The sequence below is a fragment of the Brevibacillus sp. GCM10020057 genome (assembly GCF_042683565.1).
Lineage (GTDB): Bacteria > Bacillota > Bacilli > Brevibacillales > Brevibacillaceae > Brevibacillus.
Window position 1 is genome coordinate 206,170 of the sequence record NZ_JBHUJW010000023.1, and the last position, 13,916, is coordinate 220,085.

Here is a 13,916-nt window from a genome sequence, read left to right on the forward strand (position 1 = left end):
CTTTCGCTATCTTTCCTGCTTCGCTGCCTTTTGCACAGACGCAAGCAAATTCGGCACTGCTTTTTTTCCTTGGTCAATGCAATCCGGCACGCCCACGCCGCTATAGGAAGCGCCAGCCAGCAGGACGCCTGGGAGGCTGTCTGCGACTTTGGCGGATACGTCCTGCACCCACGCCTGATGACCGACGACGTACGGGATCGCATTTTGCAGACGGGTGACGCGGTAAAAATCCGGTTTCTGCCGGATCGTCATCGTCTTGTGCAGATCGTGCAGGGCCATTTCCACGATTTCCTCGTCCGTCATTTGCATGAACGACTGCTCCTTGGCTTTACCTACGAAGCAGCGGAGCAGCGCCTTTCCGGCTGGTGTCGTATGGGGCCATTTTCGATGGGCCCAAGTGCATGCCGTAATCTTCGCTCCGGAATTGCGGGGCACGATAAAGCCTGTCCCTTCCAGCCGCAAGTCGACGGCTGTCTCCGGAAACGCCAGGCTGATCGTCGCGACCATGTGTGGCTTCGCGCTCGGCAGCGACGGGACTGCGGCGTACGGACGCAACAGCGGCTCGGCGGCTGCATGGGGTATGGTAAACAGGACGGCATCCGTTTCGATCCGCTCGCCGTCTTTTGTGACGAGCGTATAGGAGCCGTTTTCCTGTTTGCGCAACTCCTGCACCCCGGTATTTTTGCGGACAGCCTCCGCAGGCAGCCGGCTTTCGATCCCTTCTACCAGCGATTCCAGCCCGTTTTTCAGCGTCAGGAAAATTCCTTTCGGCTTCCCTTGCCCTTTGGCCTGGGGACGGGAATGCTTCATCGCCAGGATGAGACTGCGGTGCTGCTTTTCCATTTGGGCAAATTGCGGAAAGCTGGCGAGCAAGCTAAGGTTGTCGATATCTCCGGAATAGACGCCCGACAGCAGCGGCTGGATCAGGTTTTCGATGACCTCGTCGCCCAGGCGCCGCCGGAAGAAATCGCCGACAGAAATATCGCCGTCTCCCACAGTGGCAGGCAAAATCAGATCCGCCGCTGCCCGCAACTTGCCTGGCCAGGAGATCAGCTTCGTCGTGACGAACGGCATGAGCTTCGTCGGGACGCCCATTACCGCCCCTTCCGGAATGGGCATTAGCCGCTCCTTGTGCCAGATGTACGCCTGCCCCGTACTGTTTCGCACCAGGTCCTGCTCCAGTCCGAGATCGGCTGCCAGCTGGGCTGCGCTCGTCTTGCGCTCCAGAAACGAATCCGGTCCTTGTTCTATTACGAAGCCTTCGTGGCGCCACGTCTGAATCTTTCCGCCGAGCCGATCTTTTTCTTCCAGCAGAAGAAACCGGATGGGCAACCCTTTCGCTTCGATTTCCTTTTGCAAGTAAAAGGCGGCTGCCAACCCCGTGATGCCGCCGCCTACGATCGTAATATGACGCTTTTTGTCACTCATACGCTCGATCCCCTAATCCGCCAGCTTCTTCCCGACAACATCAGCCAGACAGGAAATGAAGGCAGGTCTGGCGTTCGGCATCGGCGGGCGGTAATAATGAACGCCCAACTCTTCGGTCACTGCCCTGCATTCATAGTCGTTGTCGTACAGCACTTCCAGATGCTCGGCTACGAAACCGACTGGACAGTAGACAAAAGCGGTAAACCCGAATTTGGTGTAAAGCTCGCGAGTCAAATCCTGCACATCCGGTCCCAGCCACGGCTCCGGCGTGTTGCCCGCGCTCTGCCAGCCAATCGCAAAATCGGGAATCCCCGATTGTTCCGCGATCAGCTTGGCCGTCTCCTCCAGTTGCTGCGGGTACGGGTCCCCCGCTTTCAAGATTTTTTCCGGCAAGCTGTGCGCCGAAAAAATGACGACGGCTTTTTCGCGATGCTCCGCCGGCATGTTCGCGAAAGTCTCCTGGATCGCCTGCACCCAGTAGTCGAGAAAAGCAGGCTCCCGGTACCAGCTGTCGATGCTGTGAATCACCGGACCCCCGATCGACTCCGCATGTTCCTTTGCCCGTCCGTTGTACTCCTTTACGCTGTAGCTGGAGTAATGCGGAGCGAGCACCAGGCTGATCGCCTCCGTGATGCCGTCTGCTTTCATCTTTTCGACGGCGTCCTCGATGAACGGCGCAATATGCTTGAGGCCAAGGTACCCGACGAACTCCCGATCCGGATAGCGCTTGTTCATTTCCTGCACCAGTCCGTCCACCTGCTCGTCCGTGATCTCGGCAAAGCGGTTCAACCCGCCGACCGCTTCATAGCGCGCCTTCAGATCGTCCAGCTGCTCTTGCGGAGGTCTGCGCCCGCGGCGGATATGTGTGTAGTAAGGCTCGATATCTTCCGGGCTGCGCGGAGTCCCGTAGGCCATCAACAGAAGCCCGGTCTTTCTTTTTGCCATCTTCCCTGCGCCTCCTTGGTTAACCGTTGCGTTGGTAGCTGTGGATGAACTGGGTCAGCCTTTGCAGCGTCTCGACTTTCGCATCCGGGAATACGCCGTGCCCCAGGTTGAAAATGTACCCTGGCTGCTGCGTGCCCTCGTCCAGGATTTCTTTCGCTTTGGCTTCGAGTTTTTCCCATGGCGCCAGCAAGAGGGTCGGGTCCAGGTTGCCCTGCAGCGTCTTTGTCACGCCCAGGTTGCGAGCCTCTGTAATGGAAGTGCGCCAGTCCAGCCCGACCACGTCCACCGGCAGCTGATTCCATTCGAGCAGCAGGTGACCCGCACCAATCCCGAAGTAGATGGTCGGTACGTTCGTCTCTTTCAGCGCGGTGAAAATGCGAGTCATCACAGGAGCAATATATTCGCGGTAGTCTTCGCTGTTCAATGCGCCGACCCAGGAGTCAAACACTTGAACGGCCTGTGCACCGGCAGCAATCTGCGCTTTCAAATAGGTGATCGTCATGTCGCCCAGTTTATCCATCAAGGCCTGCCACGCCTGCGGTTCCGTGTACATGAACGCCTTGGTCTTGTGGTAGTGCTTGGATGGACCGCCCTCGATCATGTAGCTGGCGAGGGTAAACGGAGCGCCTGCGAAACCGATCAGCGGCACGGACAGGGTCTCGCGCAAAATTTTGATGGATTCGAGTATATAGGGAACATGTGTCTTTGGTTCCAGGTCGTGCAAGCGCTGTACATCCGCGAGAGACTGAATCGGATTGCCGATAATCGGTCCGATCCCCGATTCAATGTTCACATCGACCCCGAGCGGCTTGAGCGGCGTCATGATGTCAGCAAACAAAATCGCCGCATCCACCCCCAGCTGTTCTACTGGCAAGCGCGTCACTTCCGCGCAAACTTCCGGTATGTAATTCATTTCAAAAAAGCTGTGCTTCGCCCGGATCGCGCGGTATTCAGGCTGGTAACGACCAGCTTGACGCATGTACCACACCGGCACATGGTCCGTCGCTTCCTTTCGACAAGCTTTCAAAAACGTATCGTTAAATGGTTTTGCGGTCATGAATAAACCTCTCTTTACACAAAAATCTTCCCCTCCACAATATGATACCATTGGGTATTCGACATGGCAGGCCTGTTTTGTGTCAAAATCTTATCGTTTCGTTTTTCCTCATCTTTGCCAAGCTCTTCCACAAGTTTTTCCAATCATCGCCTATTGAATGCGGATATCGCCTGTCGCAGTTTTCACAAACAGCTTCGATCCACCCGTGCCGACAGAAGCCTGGACATGGTGCTCTTCCTTGCGCTCGTACGTCAGCTGCGGCCAGTCCACCTGGACGTCGCCGGAGTCGGACTCCAGCTCGAGGCTGGCTGCCGCCGGCTTTTGCGCTGTGGAAATGCGCACATTTCCCGTGTCCGTGCGAATCTCGACATCACGCGCCAACTCGGTCAGTACGTTGTTCACATCGCCGGTGCTGCTCGTGACAGTAAGTGCCGAATCGACATCAATCAGCTTCATGTCGCCGGTATCCGTCTGTATCGACAACTGGCCGCCATGAAAGCCTGCAAGGTCGATGTCTCCCGTGCTCGAGGTAATGCTCGCCTGCTTCGCAAAGATCGCTTCGCTCCTGATATCCCCTGTCGTTGTGTCCAGGATGATTTTCTCGTACACGGCATCCGGCAGCAGCACTTGCACCTGCAGATGTCCGTGCCCCATGAAAAACAGGCTAAATCGCGGCTGCTTGCGCACGTGCACCCGCAGCGTTCCGTCTGTCCCCACATCACTCGAAAAAGAAATCCGCTCCCTCTCCTCGTTCGGCGCCTCTCCCACCAGGCGAACAATGGCATTGGACTGGTTGCTTTTGCCGATCAACACGTCCGTCGTATCCGTGGACAGCTCCAGCGCGGAGATGCTCCGGGACACGATCCGTTCCTCGTTCACCGCTCTCAAGGAGAATGTGAACTGCTCCTGCTTGGCAAGCAGCCAGACGAGCCCTGCCGCTCCGACGACAAAGAGCAGCAAACAGAGGCCAAACAGCTTTTTCCCCCAATTTCTCATCTCATTTCCCCCTGATCATCTGGACGTTGAACTGCAAATAGCGCAGAAACAGCCGATACATCCAACGGGTCAAGCGGAGCAACCCGATGAACAGCATGCCCCCCAATCCGACCGAAGCGAGGCTGCCGAACAGCAGAAAGAGCCGTTCGTGAGAAAGCGTCGGAATGCCGAAGTGGAAGACCATCCCCAGCGGTACAGCCAGCAAAGATACCGCTATGCCATAGCATGAGAGCAGCACACCGACAATGGCCATAAACGGCCCGAGCACGAAGAGCACATTGAAAAATCCAAGGCTGACCGTCGCGAGTATGGCCCGAGACATGTTGCCTACTGTGGCATTGGAATTGGCCTGGGCGATCCGGTAGCCCGCCAGCAGCTCGCGTGCGACGACCTTGGGACTGCCCAGCGCCTCGGCAATTTCATGCTCGCTCTTGCCTCTTTGCATGCCGTGCAAAAAATGCTCCGTGTAATCAGCCAAAATGTCCAATCTTTCCTTGTCAGGCAGCTCACTGAGGAGCATGTCCAACTCATCTATGAACTCACGCCTTGTCATTCCCGAGTCCCTCCCCTATGATCTGGTTGACACCGCGGTCGAAAATGCGCCATTCCAGAACAAGATCGTTCATATACTGACGACCTTGCTCGGTCAGCCGGTAGTACTTGCGCGGCGGTCCTTCCGGCGATTCCTTTACATATGTGGTGAAAAAGCCTTCCTGGGTCAAGCGGCGCAGCAGCGGATACACAGTGCCTTCCGCAATGTGAAACTTTTCCGAGATGCTGGCAACAAGCTCGTAGCCGTAACGGTCGCGCTTTGCCGCCAGCACAAGGACACACAGCTCCAGGACGCCTTTTTTAAATTGCACATTCAACGCTCATCACCCATGTAAAAGCTTACCAGAGCGGTATTGTGTATTGCAAGGTACTTTATGATATTGTGGTGTGGGCGCGGGCTTCGCTTTTTTCTCTTCCTCTGTTCCAGCTCTCGTGCCGGGGCGGAAAAAGGGGAAAGCGCTCCAGGCTAGTAGGGACACTGCTTGGGGGGTATTCCTGTCCGGCTCCGCTCCGAAATCGGAACGGCGGCCAAAGTTGTCGGCTCGATGATGCGGATTCAGAGGTGGCCGCTCGGGCGTGTTCCGCTTTCTTCGCTCCGCCTCGGCTGTGTCCCTAATGCCTTGCGCTTCTTTCCCCTTTTTCCTGGACAGCTGTTTGTTGTCGGCGGGCTTTTTCTTGCGTTGTCTTTGTCCGTTCTAATCGGCACAAAAAACAGGGAGCCTCTTTCAGCCCCCTGTCTTTCGCTTGAACTGTTCCTTATTCTTTTACTTCCACGATGCGGCCTTCCACTTTCGGGTTGACCACCTGGCGTTTGATCAGCGCTTCTTCTACTACGCTGTACATGGACAGGCCGGTGTTGAAGAACGGCTTCTTGAGCGATTCGTAGCCGTCGCCGCCTGATGCCAGGAAGTCGATGGTTGCGACTTTGTACGTTTTTTCCGGATCGAGCGGCTGGCCGCCTACTTTGACTTCGATGACGCGCTCGCCTGCCGGTTTGGTCGGGTTGTACGTGAAGCTCATGCCGCTGATTTGCGGGAAGCGGCCTGCGCCTGTCTCTACCTGGCTCACGCCGTTTTCCAGAGCCGCCCGCAGCTCTGCGCCTGTCACTTCCACGATGGACAGGGTGTTGTTTTCAAACGGCAGGAGGGTGTACAAGTCTTTCTTGGTGATGTCGCCGGCGTTCAGCTGTGTGCGGATACCGCCGCCGTTGGCCAGGGCGACATCTGCCTCGTGCCCCTTGATGGATTGGGTACGCTCGAGCATGATGTCCGCAATCAGGTTGCCCACGTTCGTTTCTCTCGAGCGCACCAGTGTGCGGTCGCCGTCCAGCGGCACTTCGGATTTCGCGATGACGACGTTCATGACGCTGTCGATTTTCGCGACGACGTCTTTTACCAGCTTATCCACTTCCGGATCTGCCTGCACGTTTGCATCGTATTCCTTCAGACCGCCGGAAAAGGCGACGAGCTCTTCGCCCAGGTAGTACAGGTCTGCGCGTCCCAGCGATTTGCCGTATTCCCAGTCCTGAACGATGTAGGTGCCGTTCACTACTTCCGGCGTTTTCAGCGGCGTATGGGAGTGGCCGCCGACGATCAGGTCGATGCCTGGTACGTTTTTCGCGATTTCACGGTCAACGTCCACCCCGATGTGAGAGACGACAATCACGTGATCCGCTTCTTTTTTCAGTTCAGGAACGATTGCTTTCGCTACTTCTACCGGGCTTTTGAAGGTCAGCCCCTTGACGTTGTTCGGGTGTGTCAGCACCGGCGTATCTTCGGCAACAAAGCCCACGAACGCGAACTTCTTGCCGCCGATCTCCGCCTTGTACGTCGGCACCAGCAGGTTTTTGCCGTCTGCAGTGTAGACGTTGGCGTTGATGACTGGATAGCCCAGAGAGTCGCGCAGTTTCAGCAGCTGCTCGTAGCCGAAGTCAAACTCGTGGTTGCCTGCCGTCATCAAGGTGTAGTTCAGGCTGTTTAAGATGGGCAAAATCGACTCGCCCTTGAACTGATTCACAAAAATGGTTCCCTGGAAGGTGTCCCCTGCGTCCAGCAGCAGGAAGTTCGGATTTTCCGCGCGCCATTCCTTGAGCAGCGTCGCGATCTTGGCGAAGCCGAATTCTTTTTGCGACGGATCTTCCTGGATATGTCCATGCGTATCGTTCGTATGCGCCAATGTAATATGGGTAGTGGCTGCTTCGCCCAACGCGTTAAAGAACTCGCCGCGCGTCACCGCCGCTTTGCTTTCCAGATTGACTGTGTAGCCCAGTTTTTTCGCCACTTCCGCGAGCTTGGCAGCGGACGCCGCTTGCGTCGCCTTGGCGAAATCTTCCTGCGCGACTGCACCTTGCGCCTTTGCCCAGTTCAGGTAAGGAGTCGCCCAGTTTTCCCCGGCGGCTGGCGCTGCGATTTGCGCGCCTTTCAGCTTGGCTAAAACGACGAGCGCTTCCGCCAGCGTAACATTGCGATCCAGCGCAAGGTCACCGTTTTTCCCGGCGGAGATGATCGACTTTTTCTCCATCCAGTCTGCATGGGAAACAGGGTGAAGCGGTGCGGCAAATGCAGAAGTTGCCATCAGCGAAGCGAAGACAACCGATGCAAACGCCGTCATCGTAATGCGACGTGCTTTTTTCAATGGAATTCCCCTCTCTTATGTATCTGTTTTGATAGGACCTTAGTCTATTATAGCAAAATTTACATGATCATTGGTGCGATTTTCCTAATTATCCGACAAAAAGCGGACAATCTCCTCTGCCAGCTGCTCCGGCGCCTCGAGCATCCCCATATGCCCTGCGCCAGCCATCCGCAACTGCCTGATGTTCGCTCCATTTGCAGTAAACGTTTTTTCAGGAGCAATGATCTGGTCCTCTTCACCCGCGACTAGCAGCACAGGGAGGCGGGTGTCTCGCAGCACGTGCGTACGATCGGGCCGATCCCGCATCCCTTGCAGCGTCCGGATCGCACCGATCGGCTCCGTGCGTACCCCGATTTCCTTCGCCAGCTGGACCTCATCGGGCATCGTCGCAAGGTGCGCTGGAGCGAACAGCTTCGGCACCAACGCCTTGACAAACGGCTCCATCCCGCTTTCGCGAATGCTCTTTGCTCCCTTGTCCCGATTTGCCTTGGCCGCTTCATCATCTGGATAGCCTGTGGAGTGGATCAGGCCGAAGCTGCCCAGCATGTCTGCGTACTTTTCCGCGAAGGCGAGCGTTACATAACCGCCGAGCGAATGGCCGAACAGGTGAATCGGCGCCAGCCCTAGCTTGTCGACTGCCGCTGCCAGATCATCCGCGAAGCGTTCCATCGTATGAGGCTCGTCCGGCACGGAGCTGTCGCCATGCCCTCGCAAATCCGGGGCAATCACCCGATGAGAGCGGGAGAGAAGCGGGATCAGCTTGGTCCAGTACGCCGAGCTGCCGCAAAAGCCGTGCAGCAAAACGATCGTCTGCGCGCCGCTGCCCTCCTCCTGATAAGCGAGCGTCAGCCCGTTTTCCAACTGCAACTGTTTTTTCATATGCTCTCTTCCTTTCCATCCTTTTTCGCGCGTTGGCTATTGCTGCTTGCCACCATGTATTTTGCCCGTTTATGATAGGAAACATCATCACTATTATCCAAATTTTTCTAGAGGAGGCTCTCATCCATGCTGCAAACGATAGCCGAACAAGCCGTCGGGCACAACGGCCAGCCTGTACGCTACACCCGCATCCAGCCGTCCGCATCTCGCTCCCGTGCGATCTGCTTTTTCTGCCCCGGTGCTAGCTATTTGTTCGACAAGCCGTACCTGTATTACGCGACCATGCTCCTGCTGGGCCGCAGCGTCGATCTGGTCCATATCGAGTACACCTGCGTCAGGGACAATACCGCCTTCAGCAAGCTTACCATGGCGGAACGAAGCCGCTGGTTGCAGGAGGACGTCAACGCTGTCGTGGAAAACGTGCTCGCGGAGCATCCCTATGAGCAAATTCTTTTTCTCGGAAAGTCGATTGGGACGATGCCGATCGTCGATGGTTTGCTGCCGAATCCCCTCTACGAAAAAGCCTCGGCAATCCTGCTGACTCCGATCCTGACCAGCGAGCAGCTGGCAACAAACCTGCTTGCGGCAGAGCAGTCCGTCTTTCTCGCCATCGGTACGGGAGACCCGTTTTACCAAAAGGATCTGATCGAACGACTGGAAACGACTAAGCCAAATCTGCGCCTGTGCGTCGTGCCGAACGCCAATCACGCCCTGGAAATCGGGTGGGACGTCCGGTCATCTATCGCTGCCCTGGAGCAAGTCATGGGGAAACTGGAAGGTTTCGTATCTCCGCTGCTGCCTGCGGAGAGCAAGTAGCGGCGAGCGGTGCGGCATTTGCTACAGGATCGGAATGAAGATGTCGTACGCATTTTCCGCTCGCTCGCGAGGGTGGCGCGCCGGTATGTAACGCTCATCGTAACGCTCCATGCGCAGGGCCGTTTCGTCTATGCGATACCCTTCGTCGCCCAGCCATTGAAAAGCCTGCCTATACGTCTGCTGCACCTGTTCCATCGGTCCGGTATGGGTAAAGCGCGCATACGTCCGCTCCGGCAAGGTGATGCCGATCATCCCAGGCGGAATCTCCTCGAAGCGCTCCACCTCCGTCACGACGTACTCGGTATACCACTGATACGCGTGATTTTCCTGGCTGACGTCATAGCAGATCGACGGCTGGATCACGAAGGGGATTTCCCCCTGCCGCTGCAAAAAGGATTCCCACACTTTGGGCATTTCGGCGACCAATGCCGGAAATGTTCCTGAAAAGCTCAATCCGACCAGTTTTTTGGGCGGCACGACTTCGATGCTTCCACGCATGAATACCCTCTCCTTTTTTCTTTTATTATATCACAGGATTCATACAAATTTTGGCAAAAAGGAAGCCCCTCCCGCTTTACTCCCGGGAGGGGCTCGACCGTTTATTTGACTGTTTTCTGCATCGCGCGGTAGCTGGCTTCAATCGTTCTCTCGATGTCATCCTCCGTGTGCGCCAGGGAGACGAACATCCCTTCAAACTGTGACGGCGGAATCATGATGCCGTCGTCCAGCAGGTGGCTGAAGTACGCGGAGAAGCGCTCCAGATCGGACGTTTTGGCGGTCTCGTAATTGATGACCGGCGTATCGGTAAAAAACAGGCAAACCATCGAGCCGACACGGTTGAGCGTATGCGGGATGCCGAGCTTCGCCGCATTGTCCGCGAGGCCCTCAGCCAAGCGGGCGGACAGCTTTTCCAGACGCTCGTAGACGCCCGGCTTCTTCAGTTCTTCCAACGTCGTCAAACCGGCCGCCATCGCCAGCGGATTGCCGGAGAGTGTGCCTGCCTGATAGATCGGACCTGCCGGAGCGATCTGCAGCATGATTTCGCGCTTGCCGCCGTATGCCCCGACTGGCAGGCCGCCGCCGATGACCTTGCCCATCGTGGTCAGGTCCGGCGTGATTCCGTACAGCTCCTGGGCACCGCCGCGCGCTACGCGGAAGCCGGTCATGACCTCGTCGAAAATGAGCAAGGTGCCGTATTGCTGCGTAATTTCGCGCAGGCCTTGCAAAAAGCCGGGGAGCGGCGGCACGACGCCCATGTTGCCGCCGACTGGCTCGACGATGACCGCCGCCAGATCGTCACCGAACGAGTCGAAGGCGAGCTTGACGCTTTCCAGATCGTTGTACGGAACGGTGATCGTGTTGGCTGCCGTCCCTTCCGGCACACCAGGGCTGTCCGGCAGGCCGAGCGTGGCGACGCCGGAGCCAGCCTTGATCAGCAGGCTGTCCGCATGACCGTGATAACAACCCTCGAACTTCATGATCTTGTTGCGCTTCGTGTAGCCGCGCGCCAGGCGCAGGGCACTCATCGTCGCTTCCGTGCCGGAGTTGACCATCCGCACTACTTCAACGGAAGGAACCAGCTCGCAGACCAGCTTGGCCATGACCGTCTCGCGCTCTGTCGGGGCCCCGAAGCTCGTGCCCAAGGCTGCCGCTTCCGTAATGGCGGACAGGACGCGCGGGTGGGCGTGGCCGAGAATCAGCGGCCCCCAGGAGCCGATGTAGTCAATGTAGCTGTTGCCGTCCACATCGAAGATTCGGGAGCCTTCCCCTCTCTCTATGTAAACAGGATTGCCGCCGACACTTTTGAAGGCGCGCACCGGGCTGTTGACGCCGCCGGGAATGTACTGCTGCGCCTCTGCAAAAAATTTCGCTGATTTTTCCCGATTCATCCGTTACTCACCTCGCAGCCATTTTGCCACGTCTTTGGCATGGTACGTGATAATCAGGTCGGCACCCGCGCGCTTGAAGCCGACCAATATCTCCATCACGATTCGCTCTTCGTCGATCCAGCCGTTCGCAGCCGCCGCCTTTACCATGGAATACTCGCCGCTCACGTTGTACGCCACGATCGGCAGATTGAAGTTTTCGCGCAGGCGCACGACCATATCCATGAATGCAATGCCAGGCTTCACAATCAAAAAGTCCGCGCCCTCTTTTACGTCGGAGGCTGCTTCCCGCAGTCCTTCGCGAGAGTTGGCAGGGTCCATCTGATACGTCTTGCGGTCGCCAAATTGCGGCGCGGAGTTTGCTGCATCGCGGAACGGGCCGTAGAATGCCGACGCGTATTTGACCGCATACGACATGATCGGGATATGGGCAAAGCCCGCCTCGTCCAGCGCTTCGCGGATCGCGATCACGAATCCGTCCATCATGTTGGAAGGAGCGATGATGTCAGCCCCTGCCCGCGCCTGGGAAACAGCCGTCTGCGCCAGCAGCTTGAGCGACTCGTCGTTGTCGACATCGCCATCGTACAGCACGCCGCAATGACCGTGATCCGTATACTCGCACAGACAAGTGTCCGCGATGACGACCAGCTCCGGGTAGGCTTCCTTGATCTGACGAATGGCCTGCTGGGTAACGGCGTTGTCGTCGTATGCGCCAGAGCCGCATGCGTCCTTGTATTCCGGCACGCCGAACAGGATGACGGACTGAATCCCCGCCTCGACTATTTCCTTCATCTCGATCGCCAGCTGATCCAGGGAGAATTGGAAGACGCCAGGCATCGACGGAATCTCGTTTTTGACGCCCTCTCCTTCCACCACGAACAGCGGATAGATCAAATCTTCCATCCGAACGTGATTTTCCCGAACCAGATTGCGCATAGCCGCACTTTTGCGCAGGCGGCGATGACGGTCAAATGTTAGTGCCATGTCCATTCCCTCCCAGATTTTCTATCAAAGCTGCAAGCAATCCCTCAACCGTAAACTCCGTCGCCACGACGTCGACAGTCAGCCCGTTTTTGCGCGCCGTCTCGGCGGTAATCGGCCCGATGCAGGCGATCCTAACGCCAGAAAGCCAGCCTTCCTGCGCATAGGGAGCCATCGCCTGCACAAAATGCGTCACGGTTGACGAGCTGGTAAACAGGATGCCGTCGATTTCTCTCTGCTGCAAACGGCGCGCCGCTTCCGGTGCCAGCTCGCCGTCAATGACGGTGCGATAGACGTCTGTCTCCGTCACTTCCAGACCGAGCCTGGCCAGCTCCTGCGGCAATGCCTTGCGGGCGATGTCTGCGCGCGGCAGGAGCACCCGCTGGCCGGGCAGCAGCCGATCGTGCAGACTGGTCAGCAGTCCTTCCGCCACGTAGTCGGAAGGGATGAGGGCGACCTCAAGGCCGGCTTCCCTCAGAGCAGCAGCCGTCTTCGGCCCGACGGCAGCCACCTGGACCCGGATCGCACTGATCTCCGCACCGATCTTTCGCATCCGCTGCAGAAAGAAGCGCACACCGTTGACGCTGGTAAAAATCAGCCAGTCAAACGTCTCCAGCCGGGAAATGGCCGCGTCCACCTGACTCCAATCGTCGGGCGGGACCATTTTCAGGAGCGGAAACGCATAGGCTTCCCCGCCCAGACTCTCGATTTTCTCGACCAGCTCCCGCACCTGGCTGCGAGAACGCGTCACCATGATACGCTTGCCAGCCAGCGGTCCGGCCGATTGGTGCTGCGCATCCGGCATCGTCATTGCGCATTCTCCCGCAACACTTGCGCCAGCACGTCACCCGCGCCTTGTGCCAGCAGCGCTTCCGCTACTTGTATGCCCAAGGCTACCGGGTCATGCCCGCTCGCCGTATTTTTGAACATCTGCTGTCCGTCCGGAGAACCGACCATGCCCGTCATCGTGATCAGGTTTCCTTCTCCGATGGTCGCATAAGCGCCAATCGGCACCTGACAGCCGCCCTGCAGCTTGTGCAGGAAGCTGCGCTCGGCAGTGACCGCAAGTCTCGTCGGCTGATCGTCCAGCTGGCGCAAAAGCTCCAGCGTCTCGGTGTCTTCGGCACGGCATTCGATTGCCAAGGCCCCTTGTCCTACTGCCGGCAAACTGATTTCGACTGGCAAATACTGCGAGATCGTCCCCTGGAAGTCGGCTCGCTCCAAACCTGCGGCCGCCAGGATGATGCCGTCAAAGTTGCCCTCCTCCAGCTTGCGCATCCGCGTGTCGATGTTTCCCCGCAAAGATTCGATCTGGATGTCCGGGCGATACGCCAGCAGCTGGGCGGAGCGGCGCAGGCTGCTCGTGCCCACGATGGCCCCTTTTGGCAATTCGTCCAGCGTTTTGCCGTCTTTGGAGAGCAGCACATCTCGCGGATCGACCCGCTTGGGGATCGCCCCGATGACCAGACCCTCCGGCAGTTCTGCCGGCATGTCCTTTAAGCTGTGGACGGCAAAATCCGTCTCCTTGTCGTAGAGAGACTGTTCGATCTCTTTGACAAACAAGCCTTTCCCGCCGACTTTGGACAAAGTCACATCGAGGATGCGGTCTCCCTTTGTCACGATTTCATGCAGCTCGAACTGCGCCTCGGGATTCAGTTTTTTCAGTTGATCCACGACCCAGTTTGTCTGGATAAGCGCCAGTCTGCTGCGGCGTGTACCCACATTCCATTTTTTCATGAGAG

14 protein-coding genes are annotated in these 13,916 nt (G+C 57.4%); 1 reads left to right on the top strand and 13 read right to left on the bottom strand.

The features are described 5' to 3' along the window. Window positions 1-6 precede the first annotated feature (6 nt). From hemY to ACFSO0_RS07965, 8 genes are all read right to left on the bottom strand, one after another. Complete coding sequence (gene hemY, locus ACFSO0_RS07930) at window positions 7-1,428, bottom strand: protoporphyrinogen oxidase (RefSeq protein ID WP_376878676.1); 1,422 nt, start codon at window positions 1,426-1,428, stop codon at window positions 7-9. A gap of 12 nt (window positions 1,429-1,440) precedes the next feature. Further along, the gene (hemH, locus tag ACFSO0_RS07935; RefSeq protein ID WP_376878678.1) at window positions 1,441-2,373 is read right to left on the bottom strand and encodes a ferrochelatase; all 933 of its coding nucleotides are present in this window, start codon (window positions 2,371-2,373) and stop codon (window positions 1,441-1,443) included. Between the two features lie 19 nt (window positions 2,374-2,392). Continuing rightward, window positions 2,393-3,430, bottom strand: a complete 1,038-nt coding sequence (gene hemE, locus ACFSO0_RS07940; RefSeq protein ID WP_376878680.1) for a uroporphyrinogen decarboxylase — start codon at window positions 3,428-3,430, stop codon at window positions 2,393-2,395. A gap of 150 nt (window positions 3,431-3,580) precedes the next feature. Then, window positions 3,581-4,426, bottom strand: coding sequence for a DUF4097 family beta strand repeat-containing protein (locus tag ACFSO0_RS07945; protein WP_376878682.1), 846 nt, complete (start codon window positions 4,424-4,426; stop codon window positions 3,581-3,583). A 1-nt stretch (window position 4,427) separates the two neighbouring features. Beyond that, window positions 4,428-4,979 (bottom strand): DUF1700 domain-containing protein, encoded by a 552-nt coding sequence (locus tag ACFSO0_RS07950; protein WP_376878684.1) that lies wholly within the window; start codon window positions 4,977-4,979, stop codon window positions 4,428-4,430. Continuing rightward, window positions 4,966-5,295 carry a PadR family transcriptional regulator gene (locus ACFSO0_RS07955; protein ID WP_376878686.1) on the bottom strand — a complete coding sequence of 110 codons (330 nt, stop codon included), beginning with the start codon at window positions 5,293-5,295 and terminating at the stop codon, window positions 4,966-4,968. The genes ACFSO0_RS07950 and ACFSO0_RS07955 overlap by 14 nt, the downstream gene beginning before the upstream one ends. Window positions 5,296-5,734: 439 nt before the next feature. Continuing rightward, a complete protein-coding gene (locus tag ACFSO0_RS07960; protein WP_376878688.1) occupies window positions 5,735-7,612 on the bottom strand; it encodes a bifunctional metallophosphatase/5'-nucleotidase in 1,878 nt (625 codons plus the stop codon). 84 nt (window positions 7,613-7,696) lie between these two features. Further along, window positions 7,697-8,491, bottom strand: a complete 795-nt coding sequence (locus ACFSO0_RS07965) for an alpha/beta fold hydrolase (RefSeq protein ID WP_376878690.1) — start codon at window positions 8,489-8,491, stop codon at window positions 7,697-7,699. A gap of 126 nt (window positions 8,492-8,617) precedes the next feature. Here ACFSO0_RS07965 and ACFSO0_RS07970 point away from each other — a divergent pair, with 126 nt between their 5' ends. Beyond that, the gene (locus ACFSO0_RS07970) at window positions 8,618-9,307 is read left to right on the top strand and encodes an alpha/beta hydrolase (protein ID WP_376878692.1); all 690 of its coding nucleotides are present in this window, start codon (window positions 8,618-8,620) and stop codon (window positions 9,305-9,307) included. Window positions 9,308-9,328: 21 nt separating this feature from the next. On the opposite strand, the gene ACFSO0_RS07975 is transcribed toward ACFSO0_RS07970, so the two are convergent. The 5 genes from ACFSO0_RS07975 to hemC all read right to left on the bottom strand — a co-directional run bounded on the left by ACFSO0_RS07975 (window position 9,329) and on the right by hemC (window position 13,911). Further along, window positions 9,329-9,805: a GyrI-like domain-containing protein gene (locus ACFSO0_RS07975; RefSeq protein ID WP_376878694.1), complete on the bottom strand. Its 477-nt coding sequence runs from the start codon at window positions 9,803-9,805 to the stop codon at window positions 9,329-9,331. 101 nt (window positions 9,806-9,906) lie between these two features. Then, window positions 9,907-11,196: a glutamate-1-semialdehyde 2,1-aminomutase gene (gene hemL, locus ACFSO0_RS07980; protein WP_376878696.1), complete on the bottom strand. Its 1,290-nt coding sequence runs from the start codon at window positions 11,194-11,196 to the stop codon at window positions 9,907-9,909. Between the two features lie 3 nt (window positions 11,197-11,199). Then, complete coding sequence (gene hemB / locus ACFSO0_RS07985) at window positions 11,200-12,177, bottom strand: porphobilinogen synthase (protein WP_376878698.1); 978 nt, start codon at window positions 12,175-12,177, stop codon at window positions 11,200-11,202. After that, window positions 12,161-12,985: a uroporphyrinogen-III synthase gene (locus tag ACFSO0_RS07990; RefSeq protein ID WP_376878700.1), complete on the bottom strand. Its 825-nt coding sequence runs from the start codon at window positions 12,983-12,985 to the stop codon at window positions 12,161-12,163. Before ACFSO0_RS07990 ends, hemB begins: the two co-directional genes overlap by 17 nt. Next, on the bottom strand, window positions 12,982-13,911 hold the full coding sequence (gene hemC / locus ACFSO0_RS07995) for a hydroxymethylbilane synthase (RefSeq protein ID WP_376878702.1): 930 nt from the start codon (window positions 13,909-13,911) through the stop codon (window positions 12,982-12,984). Before hemC ends, ACFSO0_RS07990 begins: the two co-directional genes overlap by 4 nt. Between the last annotated feature and the right edge of the window lie 5 nt (window positions 13,912-13,916).

Excerpts from the sequence above, each read along its gene's own strand:
- ACFSO0_RS07990 (WP_376878700.1), bottom strand. The coding sequence starts at position 12,985 with ATGACGATGCCGGATGCGCAGCACCAATCGGCCGGACCGCTGGCTGGC.
- ACFSO0_RS07975 (WP_376878694.1), bottom strand. The coding sequence starts at position 9,805 with ATGCGTGGAAGCATCGAAGTCGTGCCGCCCAAAAAACTGGTCGGATTG.
- hemL (WP_376878696.1), bottom strand. The coding sequence starts at position 11,196 with ATGAATCGGGAAAAATCAGCGAAATTTTTTGCAGAGGCGCAGCAGTAC.
- hemC (WP_376878702.1), bottom strand. The coding sequence starts at position 13,911 with ATGAAAAAATGGAATGTGGGTACACGCCGCAGCAGACTGGCGCTTATC.
- hemY (WP_376878676.1), bottom strand. The coding sequence starts at position 1,428 with ATGAGTGACAAAAAGCGTCATATTACGATCGTAGGCGGCGGCATCACG.
- ACFSO0_RS07945 (WP_376878682.1), bottom strand. The coding sequence starts at position 4,426 with ATGAGAAATTGGGGGAAAAAGCTGTTTGGCCTCTGTTTGCTGCTCTTT.
- ACFSO0_RS07970 (WP_376878692.1), top strand. The coding sequence starts at position 8,618 with ATGCTGCAAACGATAGCCGAACAAGCCGTCGGGCACAACGGCCAGCCT.
- ACFSO0_RS07965 (WP_376878690.1), bottom strand. The coding sequence starts at position 8,491 with ATGAAAAAACAGTTGCAGTTGGAAAACGGGCTGACGCTCGCTTATCAG.
- hemH (WP_376878678.1), bottom strand. The coding sequence starts at position 2,373 with ATGGCAAAAAGAAAGACCGGGCTTCTGTTGATGGCCTACGGGACTCCG.
- hemE (WP_376878680.1), bottom strand. The coding sequence starts at position 3,430 with ATGACCGCAAAACCATTTAACGATACGTTTTTGAAAGCTTGTCGAAAG.
- ACFSO0_RS07950 (WP_376878684.1), bottom strand. The coding sequence starts at position 4,979 with ATGACAAGGCGTGAGTTCATAGATGAGTTGGACATGCTCCTCAGTGAG.
- hemB (WP_376878698.1), bottom strand. The coding sequence starts at position 12,177 with ATGGCACTAACATTTGACCGTCATCGCCGCCTGCGCAAAAGTGCGGCT.